The sequence below is a fragment of the Bacillota bacterium genome (assembly GCA_040757205.1).
Classification (GTDB): Bacteria; Bacillota; Desulfotomaculia; order Desulfotomaculales; family Desulforudaceae; genus Desulforudis.
Window position 1 is genome coordinate 73190 of sequence record JBFLXL010000007.1, and the last position, 14661, is coordinate 87850.

Genomic DNA, 14661 nt, shown 5'->3' on the forward strand with positions numbered 1-14661 from the left:
TGCTGACCTCCGTGAACAAGTACCTGCTTTAGCAAACTGACCGGCCGGTTGACGAGTCCCGGATTAACGGATAGAATGCTTAGAACAGCCGACTTGTGTCGAATCGGCGATTGCCGGTCAGCCACCTTCAGTTGACTGGGTCTTGAGGGGGCATCCCCGCTTTCATTAGCTTCTCGGTTCTTCTCGGGGTTTCCTGCTTGTGCTATTCTTCACATCAGGGAAGGGAGGGTGTTCCTCAGTGTGGGTCACGGTGATTTTCGGCCTGTTGGGCGGCATGGGGCTTTTGCTTTACGGCATGTTCGTGCTGCGTGAGGGCCTGCAGAAGATCGCCGGCCACAGACTGCGCAATATCCTGAGCTCCCTGACCCAAAACCGTTTCGTCGGCCTCTCCGTCGGGGCGGCCGTGACCATCCTCTTTCAGAGCAGCACCGCCACCACCGTTCTCCTGGTGGGTCTGGCCAGCGCCGGGGTGATGTCGCTCAAACAGACTCTCCCGGTAATCCTGGGCGCCGATATCGGTACGACGGTGACCGCCCAGCTGATCGCCCTCAAGGTGACCGAGATCTCCCTCCCGATAGTAGGCATTGGGGCCACCATTATCTTCTTCACCAAGCGTGACCGTTACCGCAGAATCGGTCAGGTGTTCCTGGGCTTCGGCCTTCTTTTCCTCGGCTTGAAGATCATGGGCGACGCGATGTACCCCCTGCGCGACGAGCCCGTCTTCGTCAGCCTGCTGGCCACCATGAGCGCGTACCCTCTCCTGGCCGTCCTCGCCGCCGCGCTCTTCACTTTCCTGATCCACAGCAGTGCCGCCGCAGTCGGGATCATCATGCTGATGGCCATGCAGGATTTGGTCACCCTGAACGCCGCCGTCTATCTCCTGTTCGGGGCCAACGTCGGCACCTCTTTCACCGCGGTGCTGTCAAGCCTCGGATCGTCAAGGGAAGCCCAGCGGGTGGCCATCGCCCACCTCCTGTTCAAAGTGGTGGGTGTACTCCTGTTTCTGCCATTCGTGAACCAGTTCGCCCACCTGATGGTGCTCATCACGGGTTCCATCGCCGGTCAAGTGGCCAACGTGCACACCTTCTTCAACCTGACGATCGCGTTCCTGTTCCTGCCCTTCACCGGGCAGTTCGCCGCCTTCTTGAACCGGATCCGCTCGGACGAGGAGACCTGCCCCCTGGACATGCGGCCCAAGTACCTGGACGAGGAACTCATCACCTCCAGCCCGTCCTTGGCCCTGGGGCTGGCCACCCGGGAAATCGTCCGGGTGTTCGACCTGGTGCACAACATGACCGTGAACGCCAACCAGGTGTTCGAGAAGAACGACCGGGACCTCCTGGAAACCATCCTTTACGCCGAGGAGAAGGTCGACAACCTATCCCGGGCGACCAAGAGCTACCTGGCCAACGTGTTGCGCCAGCCCCTTTCCCGGCAGGAGTTCAGCCGGGCTATGGGCTTGATCCACATCATCACCGACCTTGAACACATCGGCGACATCATCGAGAAAAGCATCGCCCACCTGGCCGAGTGTAAGATACACGGGGGCTGTGACTTTTCGGAGTCGGGTTGGGAAGAACTGACGATCATGCACCAGCGGGTATGCAACCTGATGGAGAAAACCGCGACCGCGCTGGTCACCGGCAATGCCCACCTGGCCCGGCTGGCGGTGCAGCTGCAGCCGAAGATCGTATCCATGGAGCGGAGCCTGCGGCAGTTTCACATCCACCGTCTCCGCATCGGGGTGCAAAAATCCGAGGCCACCAGTTCCATACATCTGGACCTGATCAACGCCTACCTGCGCATCAGTGAGCACGTACGGAATATCGCGCTGGCCATCGCGGAGGAAGTACTGGGGGAAACGGCGGCGGAGGAGGGCTTGGCGGCCGCATCCGAGCAGGTCATGGATTCCTAGATCAGGCCGATCCGGCGCATGCTCCGGCACACGCGGTGCATCAACCGGGCGTCCGTCCCGGCGCTCGTGAACAGCATTTCCGAAACAGGCTCCAGCCCCTGGCGCCGCACCTTCGGGTCCGAGAGGTACAGCGCCAAAAGGCCTTTCACCACCGTACGGTGGAAAACGGGCGGTTTAAGCTTTGACACCCGCTCCATGCTCTCGGCCAGAAAGTGATGCAGGCGTCGGCCGCACAGTTCGGGATCGCGGTAGTAAGCGCAAAAGTTCAGCTCCCCGCCCTGCCGGTCCTCCTCCTGGTCGATAAAGTAGTCCAGCAGGATATGCAGGCCCGAGACATATGGAAAGTAGGCCTGCACCAGCGCGTCCACCTCCCGCCGCTCCAGTTCCGGCCGCGTCGCGGACGCCAGCAGGCCGAAAATGCCCAGCGTGGAGCCCGTGGCGGCCGCGAATTCCCACCAGTCGATGCCCGAATAGCGGGCGCGGTGCCGGTTGAACCAGGAAATCAGCAGGGGCTCCCGCGCCCAGGGTTCGGTGTGCTTGTATACCTGCAGGTCACAGTACAATCCGGCCAGCCTCAGCACGTCTTCCCGGACCAACCGGTAGGCGGGCAGGTTGGCCGTCACCCCGCGGCAGACATCCACCAGGGAACGCAGGTAACCGCCGTCACCGCCGAAGGGATAGCGTTCGTAGAAGTCGGGGATGCTGCGCTGGTCGTCGACGGCACATAGGAAGGCTTCGTGGAGCATACGGAAGGCGTGCCGGTCCTGACAGCCGGCCCGGTCGCAGAGGTTGTCCAGATAGTCGCTGATGGTTTGCAGGGCGACAATCAGCCGGACCAGGTCCCGCCGGTATCCGCCGGCCGCAAGGGCAAACACGCTGCCCCCCTGCGCGTGAAAACGCTTCAGGCGGATGCTGCAGGCGGCCTGCCGGGCCAGTTCCGTTTGCGGGCACCCTCCGATCCTGGCCTGCCACTGCGCCAGTTCACGGTCCACGTCGGGAAGCACCATCGTCACGAAACGGCTGATGATGGCCATTTGTGCCGAGAATCTCCTGGCTGGCGACACACCCACTCCTCCCCGGCCGAAGCTTCATCACCCTAGTTTTCCGAGCCCAATCCGGGAATATGCCCGTCTAAAACCTACAATTCAATTCGTGCCCAACGGACACCTGCCGGGACTGATCAAGGACTCTAAACCCGAAGGGTTTACTCTGCGCGGGAGCCAGCGAAAACTCCCGGATACTGCTCCGCCATCTCCAGGAAATACTTGACCCGCCGCAGGTTTTCCGCGTTGATGAAGTGCTCGATCCCTTCCACCATCTTTTCACTGGCGTCCTGCAAACCAATTACCTCCAAGAGCCTGGTCAACAGGAGATGCCTTTCCAGGAGAAAACGCCCCACTAAAAGCCCCTCGTCCGTAAGCACCACACCCCGGTATTTCTCGTATACCACCAGGTTTTTCCGGGCCAGCTTGCCCAGCATCCGGGACACCGAAGGCGGCTTCACCCCCAGGCAGCCGGCGATATCCGTCACGCAGGCGTACCCGCGGCGGGTCTGCAGCCGGTAGATGGTTTCCACGTAGTCCTCCATCGTATAGGTCAGCAAAGCCGTCCACCCCTAAAATAGAAGTCAGAAGCCGGAACAAACCAACCGAAAAACCGCAGGGCCGGCAGCAGTCCGGCCCGGAACAGCGCCTAGCCAAGGCCCAGGAAAATCCCCACGCGGTGGGCGGTAAAGGTGAGCAGTATCCCCCAGGACAGCGGCAGCAGCATCGCCCAGGCGGTCCACCGGACGCTTTTGGTCTCCCGGTAAATCGTCACCCCCGTATAGACACAGGGTATGCAAAGCATGTAGAACAGCAGGAAATTGAAAGCCGTCAGGGTGGTCCAGTTGGCGGCCAACACCCCTTCCAGCAGGGCCGACCCCGACAGATTGGCGGCCAACCCGTTCATGATGGCCAGCGTTCCGATCACAATTTCCTTGGCCGGGACCGCGAACAGGATGGCGGTCAAGATGCCTCCGTCCAGGCCCAGGAAGCGGCCGGCCGGTTCCAAGACGGCGCCCAAGCGCCCGGCCAGGGTGTGCTCAAAGCCTGCTCCGGCCGGGTAATTGCCCATGAACCAGATCAGGACCGTAACCGGCGCGGCTATGGAAGCAGCCCGCACCAGCACGTGAAGCACCCGTTCACGAACGGTGCGCATTATGACCCGGCCGAACTGCGGCTTCCGGTACGGCGGAAGCTCCATCGCGAAGGTCGGGGAAGGTCCTTTTAATACGCTGCGGCTCAGCAAAAACGTACTCGCCATTACCGTGCCCATGCTGATCACGAACAGGGCGCTCACCACCAGGATGCCGGGGGCCCCGAAAAACAGCAAAGCCAGGGGCAGCATGATTCCAATGCGCCCGTTGCAGGGGATCAGGCTGTTGGTGATTACGGCTATCAAGCGGTGATTCCCCTCCAGGATGCGGCTGGACATCACCCCCGGGATGTTGCAGCCGTAGCCCATCATGCAGGTCAGGCAGTGTTTGCCTTGTGAACCCACGGCCTGCATCGGCCGGTCCATGTTGAACGCAATGCGGGGGATGAACCCGCTGTCCTCGAGCAGGGCGAACAAAACGAAAAATATGGCCATCGTGGGCAGCATCACCGACACCACCGCGCCAACGCCGACAATCACCCCCTCCACGAGCGGCCCGGCGATCCAATAAGGAGCGTTCACCGTGATCATAAACACGGCTGCCGCACCGGCCAACCACACGAAGAACGCTTCCAGCACCGCACCCATCGGTTCGGCCCCAAACATGGTGATACTGAGGATCACGCCCAGAGCCGCCAGCATCACCGGGAAGGAGAACCACCGGTGGGTCACGATTTCGTCAACGCGCTGCGTCAAATCCGGTCGTTCGCGTCCGTCCCTCCGGATGACCTCCAGGGTGGCCCGGTGGACAAACTCATACCGTTCCCGGGCCAGGTCGGTGCTCAGGTCCCCCTGATACGCAGCCCTGATCAAGTCCGTTTCGCGCCGCAATTCTTCCCGCCGCACCGGATCCAGCCCGTCAAGCGCATCGGTGTTCCCCTTCAGCAATTGTCCGGCCAGCCAGCGCCGCGGCGGACCATCCCCGGCCTCATCGGGCAAGCCGCAGGCGGCGAGCGCCCTCTCGGTCCGCTGGAACGCTTCTTCAACCGCCGGTCCGTAGAAATCCCGTTTGGGCGGTAAGTGGTCACCACGGGCCAGATCGACCACCCGGAGCAGCAGTTCATCCAAGCCCCTGCGCCGCGCCGCGGCGATGGCCACGACCGGCACTCCCAGAAGCCGGGAAAGCCCGGCGGTGTCGATTTTCAGCCCGCCTTGTTCGGCGGCGTCGATCATGTTGACGGCCACCAGCACCCGGTCGTGAATCTCCAGGCACTGCAGCACGAAGTACAGCGTCCGTTCCAGGTTGGTAGCGTCCACCACGGCGATCACCGCGTCGGCTTCACCGCTCAACAGGCACTCCCGGGCGATGACTTCATCCGGCGAGGTCGACAGGAGGCTGTAGGTGCCCGGCAAATCGACCAGCCGGACACACTCGTTCCGGTGTCTCCGGTAACCCTCGGCCCGGGCCACCGTTTTGCCGGGCCAATTGCCCACGTACTGCCGCAAGCCGGTTAGTTCGTTGAACAGCGTGCTTTTGCCGATATTGGGGTTTCCGGCCAGGGCGATGGTCAGCGAACAGTGCCGCCGTCCGGCGGCGGGCGCTCCGTCCCTGACCTGAGAATCGCGCACGCTCACTGCACCTCTTCCACCAGGATCTGGTCGGCTTCCGAACTCCTCAGGGCGATGCAAAAACCCCGTACCCTGCACGCCACCGGACCGGACATGGGTGCCCGCCGCAGGACTTCGACCGGGGTGTCCGGAACCAGTCCCAGATCCAGCAGCCGTTGACACCAGGGCCCACCCAAAACCTGTTTGATTATCCCTTTCCGTCTGACACCCAACCGGCTGAGCGTGATCCGCCGTGCATCACTCACTTTTTGACTGCCGCCTCCTCCGATTTGCCGCTTAGCCCAAGGTAAACATCTTATCCCGAACCAAACGCCTCCTAATAGCTATGTTATGGTTTTGAGCCCAAAAGGTAGCTTGTCAGCGCCGGGACGGCGTGAATGATGCTTTAGTACGTGGATGACGAGGGTTTGAAGCGGACCGGGGGAGAGTGCGCGTTTTCCGCTCCCTCTCCCCCAGTGCCTACTCCCAGAGTTTCTCGATTCCGCCGCCGACCGTTGCTGAAAATAGTGCAGGCTGACGCTTCCCCCGGCGCCTATTCCCAGAGTTTCTCGATCCTGATGCCGTTGAAGTAGTATTGGACAATGTCTCTGGCCGGTGTGCCCCGGTTGGCCATCTCAAACGCCCCCCACTGGCTCATGCCGACCCCGTGCCCGTAGCCGGAACCCCGGAAGGTGACCTGGTCGCCCGCCACCTGAATCGACTGGATGCGCATCGATTTGAGCTGGGTACTCCCAATGGCGGTCCGGAAATCGGCTCCCGGCACCTCCGCGCGGCCGACCCGGAGGCGGGTTACCCGGTTTGAAGGCCCCCGCTTGACCACCTCAACCCGGTCGACGGTCCCCGGGTCCTGCCCGAGGGTGCGGACCGCCTGGGCTACCTGGGCTTTGGAGAACGTTGCCGTCCAGTTGGCGTCGTCGGGCGGCGCCTGGTCGGAATCAGGCGAATCGATGGACTGGATGTAGGGCGGCTCGCGCCCTTTCCAATTCAAACCCTCCCGGGCCGTGGCCGTTTCCCCGCCCGCGTGGGCGTGAAACCAGGCGTTGATAAACCGGTTGCGGTGGATGGCCACCTCGCCCCGGGTTTCCGTCACCGCCCTGCGGATCCGGTCGTTCACTTCGGCGGCGTTCCAGGCCTGGGCCTCCTCGATGTCGGTGGAGATGTGCGCGCCCTCATACCTTGAGTCTTTTTCGGCGATGAACTTCAGCGCGAAGGTCCGGGCCAGGATGGCCTGCGCGGCCAGGGCTTCCTCCGGCCAGTCGTTGCGCATCTCTCCGGCCAGCACTCCGGCGACGTAGTCCTCAAAGTTCATATCCCGGAGTTGCTTGGCTTCGACATCGTAAACCCGGAGCACCGGCACCTGGCGTTCCCCCCGGGCGATCTCGGGCGGGATTCGCGGCGTCCGCATCTGGGTCCAGGCAAAAATCGCGCCTCCGATCACCAGCGCCAGGATCACCGCCCCGATCGGCCAGAGCTTTTTGTACTTGTCCACCATCGGCATTCTTTCCACCCCCCTTTTAACCCTTATTGTTTGAGAAAAGACGGGGTAGTAATTAGGCAAATAATGGCGGGTGGACGAAAAAGAAAAGAACCGGTTACCCCGGTTCTGGCTACAATTCCCCCAGGCTTTTGAGAAAGCGCCCCGGCCCCGACTTTATAGTGGCCGTCAGTCGTCGGCCGTCAGTAGTCCCCGACTACTGACCACCGACCACTGACCACCGACCACCATTTTTGGAGGCTAGCACTTGGCGAACCCGCAGTGCGGGCACACGTAGCAGCCCTCGGCCCGGTTCATCCGGAGCCCGCAGATCTCGCAGCGGTCCGGTTCGAGGTCGGCGTCCGGATCGGCGGGCCGCTTCGCGGGCGCCTCACCCCCGTTGCAACGGCGGGCCAAGTCCGCCTGGATCTCGACCAGTTTACGGGCGATAGCCGAGGCGCAGGACTTGCCCGGAGAAAGCTGCCGGCCGCGTCCGCGGGCCAACTGGTAGGACGGGCAAGCGTGCGTGCTCTGGAGCTGCCCGATGATCTCCTCCAACCCTATTCCGGCCCTGATCGCCAGGCTGATCAGGCGCGAAGTGGCTTCCGTGTAGATCAGGCAGCCCCCGTCCGAACCGGTGGTGATGAACGTCTCCAGGATCTCGCCGGTCGCGGGGTGGTAGTTCACGGTCAGGTAGATCTTGCCGCATCCGGAGTCCAGCCGGTGCGTGACCCCCTGGGCGTTCTCCGGCCGGGGCATGATCTCGCCTCGGGCCAACTCGCCCGGCACGGGTTCCCGCTTCTTCCGCCCCACCGTCACCACGCCCTGCTTGCAGCCGTCCCGGAAAACGGTGATGCCCTTGAGCCCCAGTTCATAGGCCTGCCGGTAGCAGGTTTCGATGTCGTAAATGGTGGCCGAATTCGGCAAATTAATTGTTTTCGAAACTGCATTGCACACGTATTTCTGCACTTCGGCCTGCATCAGGATGTGGTCGCGCGGGCTGATTTCCTGCGCCCCTTTGAAGATCCGGGCCAGTTCGGCGGGCACCCCCTCCACGCCCTGGCAGCCGCCGCGGCGGGCCACCTCGGACATCACCTCGCGGGCCACCCCGTACCGCTCACAGGCCGCCAGGAACAACGGCGAGAATACCTCGAACGAACCGGCCACGTCGGTGTCCTTCGTGTAGGCCACCGCAAAAATGGGCTCGATGCCGTAGCCCTCGCAACCGGCGATCGTGGTCACGCTCCCGGTGGGCGCCACGGTAATGCAGGCCGCGTTGCGCCGCTTCTCGCGGGGGTGGAACACGCTCCGTTTCCACTCCGGGAAACAGCCCCGCTCGTCGGCCAGGTCGCGGGAGTAGGCGAGCGCCGCGTCCTGCACCGCCTTGAACACGGTGCTCGCGAAGCGGCGGCCGTCTTCCGAATCGTAGGCCAGGCCCGTCTTGATCAGGAGGTCGTGCAGGCCGGTGTACCCCAGGCCCACCTTGCGGGTGGCCCGGGTGGCTTCGGCGATGAACTCCAGCGGGTACTCGGCCGTGTCGATGAGGTTGTCCAGGAAACGGATCCCCAGCCGCACCGTGTCGCGCAAAAGTTCCCAGTCCACCACGTACCCGTCCGGGCCGGCTTTCAGCATCCGGGCGAGATTCACGCTGCCCAGCAGGCAAGACTCCCCGGGAGAAAGCGGCTGTTCGCCACACGGGTTGGTGGCGTTGATTTCCTTTGCCGGAACCGGGTTGTCCCGCTGCAGGCGGTCCAGGTAGATAATCCCGGGGTCCCCGCAGGCGTGCGCGGACTCGGTGATCAGGTCCCAGAGTTCCCGGGCCCGTACCGTCTGGTGCACCTCCCCGTTGAACACCAGCGGCCACTCCTCGTCCCGCTCCAGGGCCTCCATAAACGCGCCGGTCACTCCCACCGAGAGGTTGAAGTGGGTGATGTCCCCGCCGCGTTTGCTGTTGATGAAGTGCATGATCTCGGGGTGGTCGATGTTCAAAATGCCCATGGAGGCGCCCCGGCGGACGCCGCCCTGCATCACCATGCCGGAGGAGGCGTCGTAGAGGCGGATCAATTCCACCACGCCCGAAGCCTGTCCCTTGGTGGACCGCACCATCGCCCCCCGCGGGCGGATGGCGCTGAAGTTGTAGCCCACTCCGCCGCCGGACTTGAATACCATCGCCGTGTCCTTGAGGGTCTGGTACATGGACTCCAGGGAATCGTCGACGGCCAGCACGAAGCAGGCCCCCGGCTGCCAGGGGCGGTCGGTTTTCCCGATGTTCGCCCAAATGGGCGTTGAGGGGACAAAAAGCAGGCCGCCGATGGAAGCGGCGAACTTCTCTTCCCAGGCGGCCCGGTCTTCCGGCTTCTCGGCCAGGGCGGTGGTCCGCGCCAGACGGCAAACCGCTTGTTCAAAGGTCTCGGTCACCCGGCCCTGCTCGTCTTTTGCCGCGTAGCGGGCTGCAAATACTTTCTGGCCACTGTCACTGAGTTGGGCGATTTCCACCATACCAGCGCACGCCTCCTGTTTCTCTATAATGGCCGGGTCTGATTCTCACTCCTTAATTATTCTCTTTTGAGCCCGCCGTTGTCAATTCTTTGCAGGACGCCTCCGGAGCGGTGTTTGAATCTGGTCATCAGAATTTAGCGAAATACAAAACCAAAGACGGTGGTCTCATTTCAAATTCAATGTTACAATTTCTTCAACAATGCCGGATCCCCATCAACAGTGTGAAACATACTTATTATGAGGAGGTAGTCGGGCAAATGACCTTGCGAATCGGTATCAGTGGGTTCGGGCGCATCGGGCGTTGCATCTTCCGGATCGCCCGCCGGCACCCCGGCGTCCAGGTGGTGGCCGTCAACGACCTGGGGGATATCAAGACTCTGGCTCACCTGCTCAAATTCGACTCGGCGCACGGCAACCTGAAAGCCAAGCTCCGGGTCGACGGCGACCGGATCTGGGTGGACGACGAGGAAACGGTGGTTTTCGGCAAGTCCGCGCCCGAGGAGCTGCCCTGGGGAGCGTACGGCGTAGACGTGGTAATCGAGTCCACCGGAAGGTTCCGCAGCATCCAGGAGGCCGGCCGGCACCTGGCCGGCGGGGCGTCCCGGGTCGTGGTCACCGCCCCGCTCAAAGGTCCGGGACGGACCATCGTGATGGGGGTGAACGAGCAGGATTACGATCCGGCCACGGACACGGTGGTGTCCGGCGCTTCCTGCACCACCAATTGCCTGGCCCCGATCGCCAAGGTGCTGGGGTCGCACTTCAGGGTCCGTTCATCCATGGTTTCAACCGTCCACGCCTACACCAACGATCAACGGCTGCTGGACTCGGCGCATTCGGACCTGCGGCGGGCCCGGGCGGCCGCCCTTTCCATCGTGCCCACCACCACCGGCGCCGCCAAGGCCGTCGGCCTGGTCCTACCCGAGTATAAGGGGCACTTTGAGGGACTGTCTTTCCGGGTGCCCGTTCCGGTGGTCTCGGTGCTGGACGCCGTTTTCCAGGTGGAAACCCCGGTCAACGCCGAAGAGGTCAACGCCGTTTTGCGCGATGCCGCCAAGACACCGCCCCTGCAGGGGATCCTGGATTTCATCGAGGACCCGGTGGTTTCCTGCGACATCATCAGAAACACCCACTCCTCCGTTGTGGACGGGCTGTTGACGGCGGCAGTCGATCAGTTGGTCAAAGTGGTGTCCTGGTATGACAACGAATGGGGTTACGCCTGCCGGATGTTGGACCTGGCGGCCCACATCGCGAGGTAGCCGCAATGAGCCGGGGACGGGCATCGAGCACCGTCCCCGCTTCAGTCATAAACGCTCAAGCCACGCTCGTGGTCAAGCCGCTCCAGAAAGCCCTCGAAATCCTCGGTATCCAGGCGACGGCCTCCGTCTTTGCCTTCCATCATCTGAGACAACACGTCGAACAGGACCTCGCTGTCCGCCTCCCCGGCGTCGGCAACGAACTCCGTATTCCTGTACTTGTTGGCCGCCCAACCCGAAATCTCCTCGTAAGACAGGTACCCGTTCAGGTAGAGCTTGATCATTCCCCGTACCAGGTCACTGCCGATCAAAATGCTCCTCTCCTTTTCTGTCTGTTTACCGATATATTATGTATCGAACCGGCGGTCAAAACTCCGGCCATTGTTTGCCATCAGATAAGCCGAAAGCCAAAGACTCCGGCCGGCATCCAAACCTGCCGTCCCAATACTCCCCCCAACAGGCCTTGATTTCTTTCCCGCTTGAGCAACGCTGAATCGTCGTGAGCGAATCCCTCGGCAATTCCCAGTCATCGAGCAATCAGGGCCCGATACTTCCGGGCCGGCTTGGTAGTTACTTGATTCTCTAGGCTAGAACCAAAAACGGTCCGGCAACGTCTTGAACTGTAAAGGCAGCCTTGAGAAGGAACGCCGGCACCCGAAAACCTCGACCGGACGCGCAATTGTCGCCGCCGCGTCAAAAACAGGATTTTGCGCGTCCCACCACGAAACAATCTCCGGGTGAATAGGCGAATGGCGTTTGAACTGCTGAAACGAAGACTGATGGCGCGCGACATCCAGACCCTCGAGGAACTGTTCAACCAGTTCCGCGAGACGGTTTACAAGTCGGCTTACTTCGTTACGCACGATCACATGCTGGCAGAGGACGTGGTCCAAAATACTTTTCTGAAAGCTTATGATAAAATTGAGCAGTTGAAGGACCCTTCCCGGGTCGAATCGTGGCTGATCCGAATCGCCGTAAACCAGGCCCGCGACGAGTTAAGGCGCCGGCGCCGGCAGGCGTGGTCTTCTGAGGAGGACGTCCATCTGCCCGCCCCCCGGGAAGAGTTGCCGGAATTCCAAGTGGTGGCCCGGGAGGAACACGCGGTGATCAGCGCCGCGATCGGCGGCTTGGCCGCCGAGTACCAAGACGTGATCCTGCTCAAGTACCAGTTTGAAATGACCACCAAGAGGATTGCCGAAACCCTGAATATTCCGGAGGGCACGGTGAAGACCCGGCTCCGGAAAGCCCGCGCGGTGCTGGAGAGCGTGCTCCGGGAATCCGGATTCGCCGAACCGGAACCGGAAGGAGGTGAACCAGGTGTCCAGTAAATGGAGTGAAGACAGTTGGGACGAATTGATGCGCAAGGCGGTCCAACACCGTATGGCCTCGGCCCCCGAGTCCCGGCCTGACGCGCAGTGGCAGCGCCTTCGCCGGCATCTGGACGCCAAGCCCCGCCGTGCAGGTTGGGTGAACCTGGGTCCCTGGTCCTTCTCCAGGCTGGGCCTGGCCGCCTATTGCCTGATGCTGGCCATCCTGGTGGCACCTCTGGCCTTTTCCGAGCAACTGACGGGTATTGCCGGCCGGTTGTTCACCCCGGTTGCTTTGACGCAAAAAGCCCCTCCGGCCGAAAAGGCCGAGGTGGCGAAAGACACTGCCGAGGAAAGGTTGGCTTCGACCGCGCCGGACGAAAAGGGGGGGGCTCTACTCTTCAGCACCGGCGGCGGCGAACCGGCCGATCCCGCGCCCGGAGCGCCGCAACTGGAAGCAGACCCGATGAAGGCGGCTCTTCCGGAGACGCCCGCGGGAAGTGAGCCGGTCGAAACCCAGGACGCGCCGCCCGAATCGGAGCTCCGGACCGTCGATGGAGAGCCTGCCGTCCGGCGCGGCCTCACCATCGACGAGGTAAAAGCGGCGGCGCCCTACCCGGTGAGGTTCCCCCGGTTGCTGCCGGAACGGTTCCGGCTGGCCGATATCACCTATGAGGCACACAGCGTGGAGACCGGCAAGGTGATCCTGTACTACGATCACCCGGAAGGCAAGTATCTGCGTGTCGAGCAGCAGCAAAACGGTCATGCCTTTGATGAACCGCCCATACTGGACGGCGTTTCCGAGCGGGTGACCGTAAACGGGTTCCCCGGCAAGATCGTCGTCCGTGGGGAAGAATGGTGCGTCATCCAGTGGATTGAGGGCGAAGTTGTATTCAGGATGTGGGGGCAGCTTTCACCAAACCAGATGAAAGAAATCGCGGAAGCGCTCTGAGCCCGGGCCGGGAGCACGCCGGCCGGAAAGCGGACGGTAAGGCCGATTAAGAGAGGCTTAACGGACAAACAAGCACGCCTTGATGCGGCGAAGCCGGGGTACCTGCGCGGGGCACCCGCGTGGGGCACCCACGCCGTGGGTCGGATCGGCGCGGAGCGTACCGGCTGGTTCGTGAGCACTGAAACAGGCTCAGCCTGACAAAGCCGGGCGTGACTTTTTTAAAGCATCTTCTTTTTAGGAACTGAGCAGTTCCTCGCACGCTTGAATGATTCCCTTCAGTTCCCGGGCCAGCCGCTTGTCGGGGCACTGTTTGAGCGTGAGATTGTAGGCCAGGCGCAACTGGAACATGAGCCTGACCCTTTGCATGGGGCTGATCTCCTGCTCTTCCAGGCGCAGTGTCTCCATGAGGTTCCTGGAGTTGTATATCAGTACTTTGAATTCCTCAGCGCTGCTAGGCATTGTCTACCTCGGCCACTACCCTGAAAATCCCCTCTCCTTCTGGGAGAGGGTCAGGGTGAGGGTATTTTCATCCTTCTGCTGGTGCCGCTAGAGCGGCATGGGTGTCTGTTTTATTGTTGCCGGCCGGACTCGTCCACGACGGGGTTTAACTTAACAGACAACCTTAGCGCCTCTGGAGTTCCACAAAAACGCTGCCACTTGTTGGCTGAAAGACCTTAGCCCGCTACATCCGGGCCTTTCCGGCACGCAGCATTCTGGTCAGGGCGGCTTCCAGGCGCCGGTCGTCGGCGGGCGTGCGCCGGCGCGGCCCCCTGGTGCGCCCGCCCCCCCGCCGGAAGCGGGATTTCAGCGCCCGCTCCTCCAGCAGAAAGGCCATCGCCTCGGGGCGGTACACCCGCCCGTCCGGAGACACGGCCTCCGCCTTGCGGCCCAAAACCAACGCCGCGAGGCCCCAGTCCTGGGTCACCACCACGTCGCCCGCCCGCGTCGCGTTCACCACTGCAATGTCGGCCTCCTCAGGCGCGTCCCCCACCACGATGTGCCGGTCCGATTCGATCCGGTGGTTGAAACCGGCCACGGTCCAGACCGGCACGCCGAAAACACGGCCCAGCCGCCGGCACACCTCCAGCGCCCCGCGCGGACAGGCGTCCGCGTCAATAATCAGTTTCATAGGCCTCAGGCTCCCCCCGGAATCCACTAAAATGAACACCCCGCTCCGTTCTTGATACGGCGCCGACGCCGCAATCTCCTCCCGGGAACAAGGGGTGTTCTTGTCGGGTTCTGGGGGTGTCCGCCCCCATGTTGTCAGAAAGACCGGCCTTTGGGGAGGCCGGTCTTTCCGCGTTACCTTTTCCGCTTGAAGGTTTCACATTTGGTCTCGTCCGAGGACTTCGCGTTGCTTGCGTGGTTCCGGTCCACCTGGATCATCGGGGCGTCGCACTTCACGTTCTGGTTGTATTCGCACTCGGTGACCGTGCATTTGATTTCGTTAGGCACTGGAATGTCACCCCCTTTACTTGAACTCCGGTTTAGTGTTC

General features: G+C 62.2%; 14 protein-coding genes. 4 read left to right on the forward strand and 10 right to left on the reverse strand.

Annotation, left to right across the window (positions count from 1 at the left end; translation table 11 throughout):
* The first annotated feature begins 238 nt into the window (after window positions 1–238).
* Window positions 239–1915, forward strand: coding sequence for a Na/Pi cotransporter family protein (locus AB1402_06925; protein ID MEW6541327.1), 1677 nt, complete (start codon window positions 239–241; stop codon window positions 1913–1915).
* Here AB1402_06925 and AB1402_06930 read toward each other — a convergent pair.
* The 6 genes from AB1402_06930 to AB1402_06955 form a co-directional block, all read right to left on the reverse strand.
* A complete protein-coding gene (locus tag AB1402_06930; GenBank protein MEW6541328.1) occupies window positions 1912–2949 on the reverse strand; it encodes a tetraprenyl-beta-curcumene synthase family protein in 1038 nt (345 codons plus the stop codon). The genes AB1402_06925 and AB1402_06930 overlap by 4 nt on opposite strands.
* A 170-nt stretch (window positions 2950–3119) precedes the next feature.
* Entirely contained in the window at window positions 3120–3518 is a 399-nt protein-coding gene (locus AB1402_06935; GenBank protein ID MEW6541329.1) for an iron dependent repressor, metal binding and dimerization domain protein, read from the reverse strand.
* An 89-nt stretch (window positions 3519–3607) separates the two neighbouring features.
* Window positions 3608–5680, reverse strand: a complete 2073-nt coding sequence (gene feoB, locus AB1402_06940; protein ID MEW6541330.1) for a ferrous iron transport protein B — start codon at window positions 5678–5680, stop codon at window positions 3608–3610.
* A 2-nt stretch (window positions 5681–5682) separates the two neighbouring features.
* On the reverse strand, window positions 5683–5925 hold the full coding sequence (locus AB1402_06945) for a FeoA family protein (GenBank protein ID MEW6541331.1): 243 nt from the start codon (window positions 5923–5925) through the stop codon (window positions 5683–5685).
* A 287-nt stretch (window positions 5926–6212) separates the two neighbouring features.
* On the reverse strand, window positions 6213–7178 hold the full coding sequence (locus AB1402_06950) for a SpoIID/LytB domain-containing protein (protein MEW6541332.1): 966 nt from the start codon (window positions 7176–7178) through the stop codon (window positions 6213–6215).
* Between the two features lie 237 nt (window positions 7179–7415).
* On the reverse strand, window positions 7416–9653 hold the full coding sequence (locus AB1402_06955) for an adenosylcobalamin-dependent ribonucleoside-diphosphate reductase (protein MEW6541333.1): 2238 nt from the start codon (window positions 9651–9653) through the stop codon (window positions 7416–7418).
* A 257-nt stretch (window positions 9654–9910) separates the two neighbouring features.
* Here AB1402_06955 and gap point away from each other — a divergent pair, with 257 nt between their 5' ends.
* On the forward strand, window positions 9911–10909 hold the full coding sequence (gene gap / locus AB1402_06960; protein MEW6541334.1) for a type I glyceraldehyde-3-phosphate dehydrogenase: 999 nt from the start codon (window positions 9911–9913) through the stop codon (window positions 10907–10909).
* 41 nt (window positions 10910–10950) lie between these two features.
* On the opposite strand, the gene AB1402_06965 is transcribed toward gap, so the two are convergent.
* A complete protein-coding gene (locus tag AB1402_06965) occupies window positions 10951–11217 on the reverse strand; it encodes a hypothetical protein (GenBank protein MEW6541335.1) in 267 nt (88 codons plus the stop codon).
* 438 nt (window positions 11218–11655) lie between these two features.
* Here AB1402_06965 and AB1402_06970 point away from each other — a divergent pair, with 438 nt between their 5' ends.
* Complete coding sequence (locus AB1402_06970) at window positions 11656–12234, forward strand: RNA polymerase sigma factor (protein ID MEW6541336.1); 579 nt, start codon at window positions 11656–11658, stop codon at window positions 12232–12234.
* Entirely contained in the window at window positions 12224–13165 is a 942-nt protein-coding gene (locus tag AB1402_06975; GenBank protein MEW6541337.1) for a DUF4367 domain-containing protein, read from the forward strand. The genes AB1402_06970 and AB1402_06975 overlap by 11 nt, the downstream gene beginning before the upstream one ends.
* A gap of 234 nt (window positions 13166–13399) precedes the next feature.
* Here the strand turns inward: AB1402_06975 and AB1402_06980 are convergent, their stop codons facing one another.
* The 3 genes from AB1402_06980 to AB1402_06990 all read right to left on the reverse strand — a co-directional run bounded on the left by AB1402_06980 (window position 13400) and on the right by AB1402_06990 (window position 14620).
* Complete coding sequence (locus AB1402_06980; GenBank protein MEW6541338.1) at window positions 13400–13624, reverse strand: hypothetical protein; 225 nt, start codon at window positions 13622–13624, stop codon at window positions 13400–13402.
* A gap of 223 nt (window positions 13625–13847) precedes the next feature.
* Window positions 13848–14294, reverse strand: coding sequence for a DUF188 domain-containing protein (locus AB1402_06985; protein ID MEW6541339.1), 447 nt, complete (start codon window positions 14292–14294; stop codon window positions 13848–13850).
* 173 nt (window positions 14295–14467) lie between these two features.
* Window positions 14468–14620: a DUF1540 domain-containing protein gene (locus AB1402_06990; GenBank protein MEW6541340.1), complete on the reverse strand. Its 153-nt coding sequence runs from the start codon at window positions 14618–14620 to the stop codon at window positions 14468–14470.
* Window positions 14621–14661: the final 41 nt, after the last annotated feature.

Coding starts and splice junctions, on each gene's coding strand:
- AB1402_06930 (MEW6541328.1), bottom strand. CDS start 2,949: ATGGCCATCATCAGCCGTTTCGTGACGATGGTGCTTCCCGACGTGGAC.
- AB1402_06950 (MEW6541332.1), bottom strand. CDS start 7,178: ATGCCGATGGTGGACAAGTACAAAAAGCTCTGGCCGATCGGGGCGGTG.
- AB1402_06955 (MEW6541333.1), bottom strand. CDS start 9,653: ATGGTGGAAATCGCCCAACTCAGTGACAGTGGCCAGAAAGTATTTGCA.
- gap (MEW6541334.1), top strand. CDS start 9,911: ATGACCTTGCGAATCGGTATCAGTGGGTTCGGGCGCATCGGGCGTTGC.
- AB1402_06970 (MEW6541336.1), top strand. CDS start 11,656: ATGGCGTTTGAACTGCTGAAACGAAGACTGATGGCGCGCGACATCCAG.
- AB1402_06980 (MEW6541338.1), bottom strand. CDS start 13,624: ATGCCTAGCAGCGCTGAGGAATTCAAAGTACTGATATACAACTCCAGG.
- AB1402_06985 (MEW6541339.1), bottom strand. CDS start 14,294: ATGAAACTGATTATTGACGCGGACGCCTGTCCGCGCGGGGCGCTGGAG.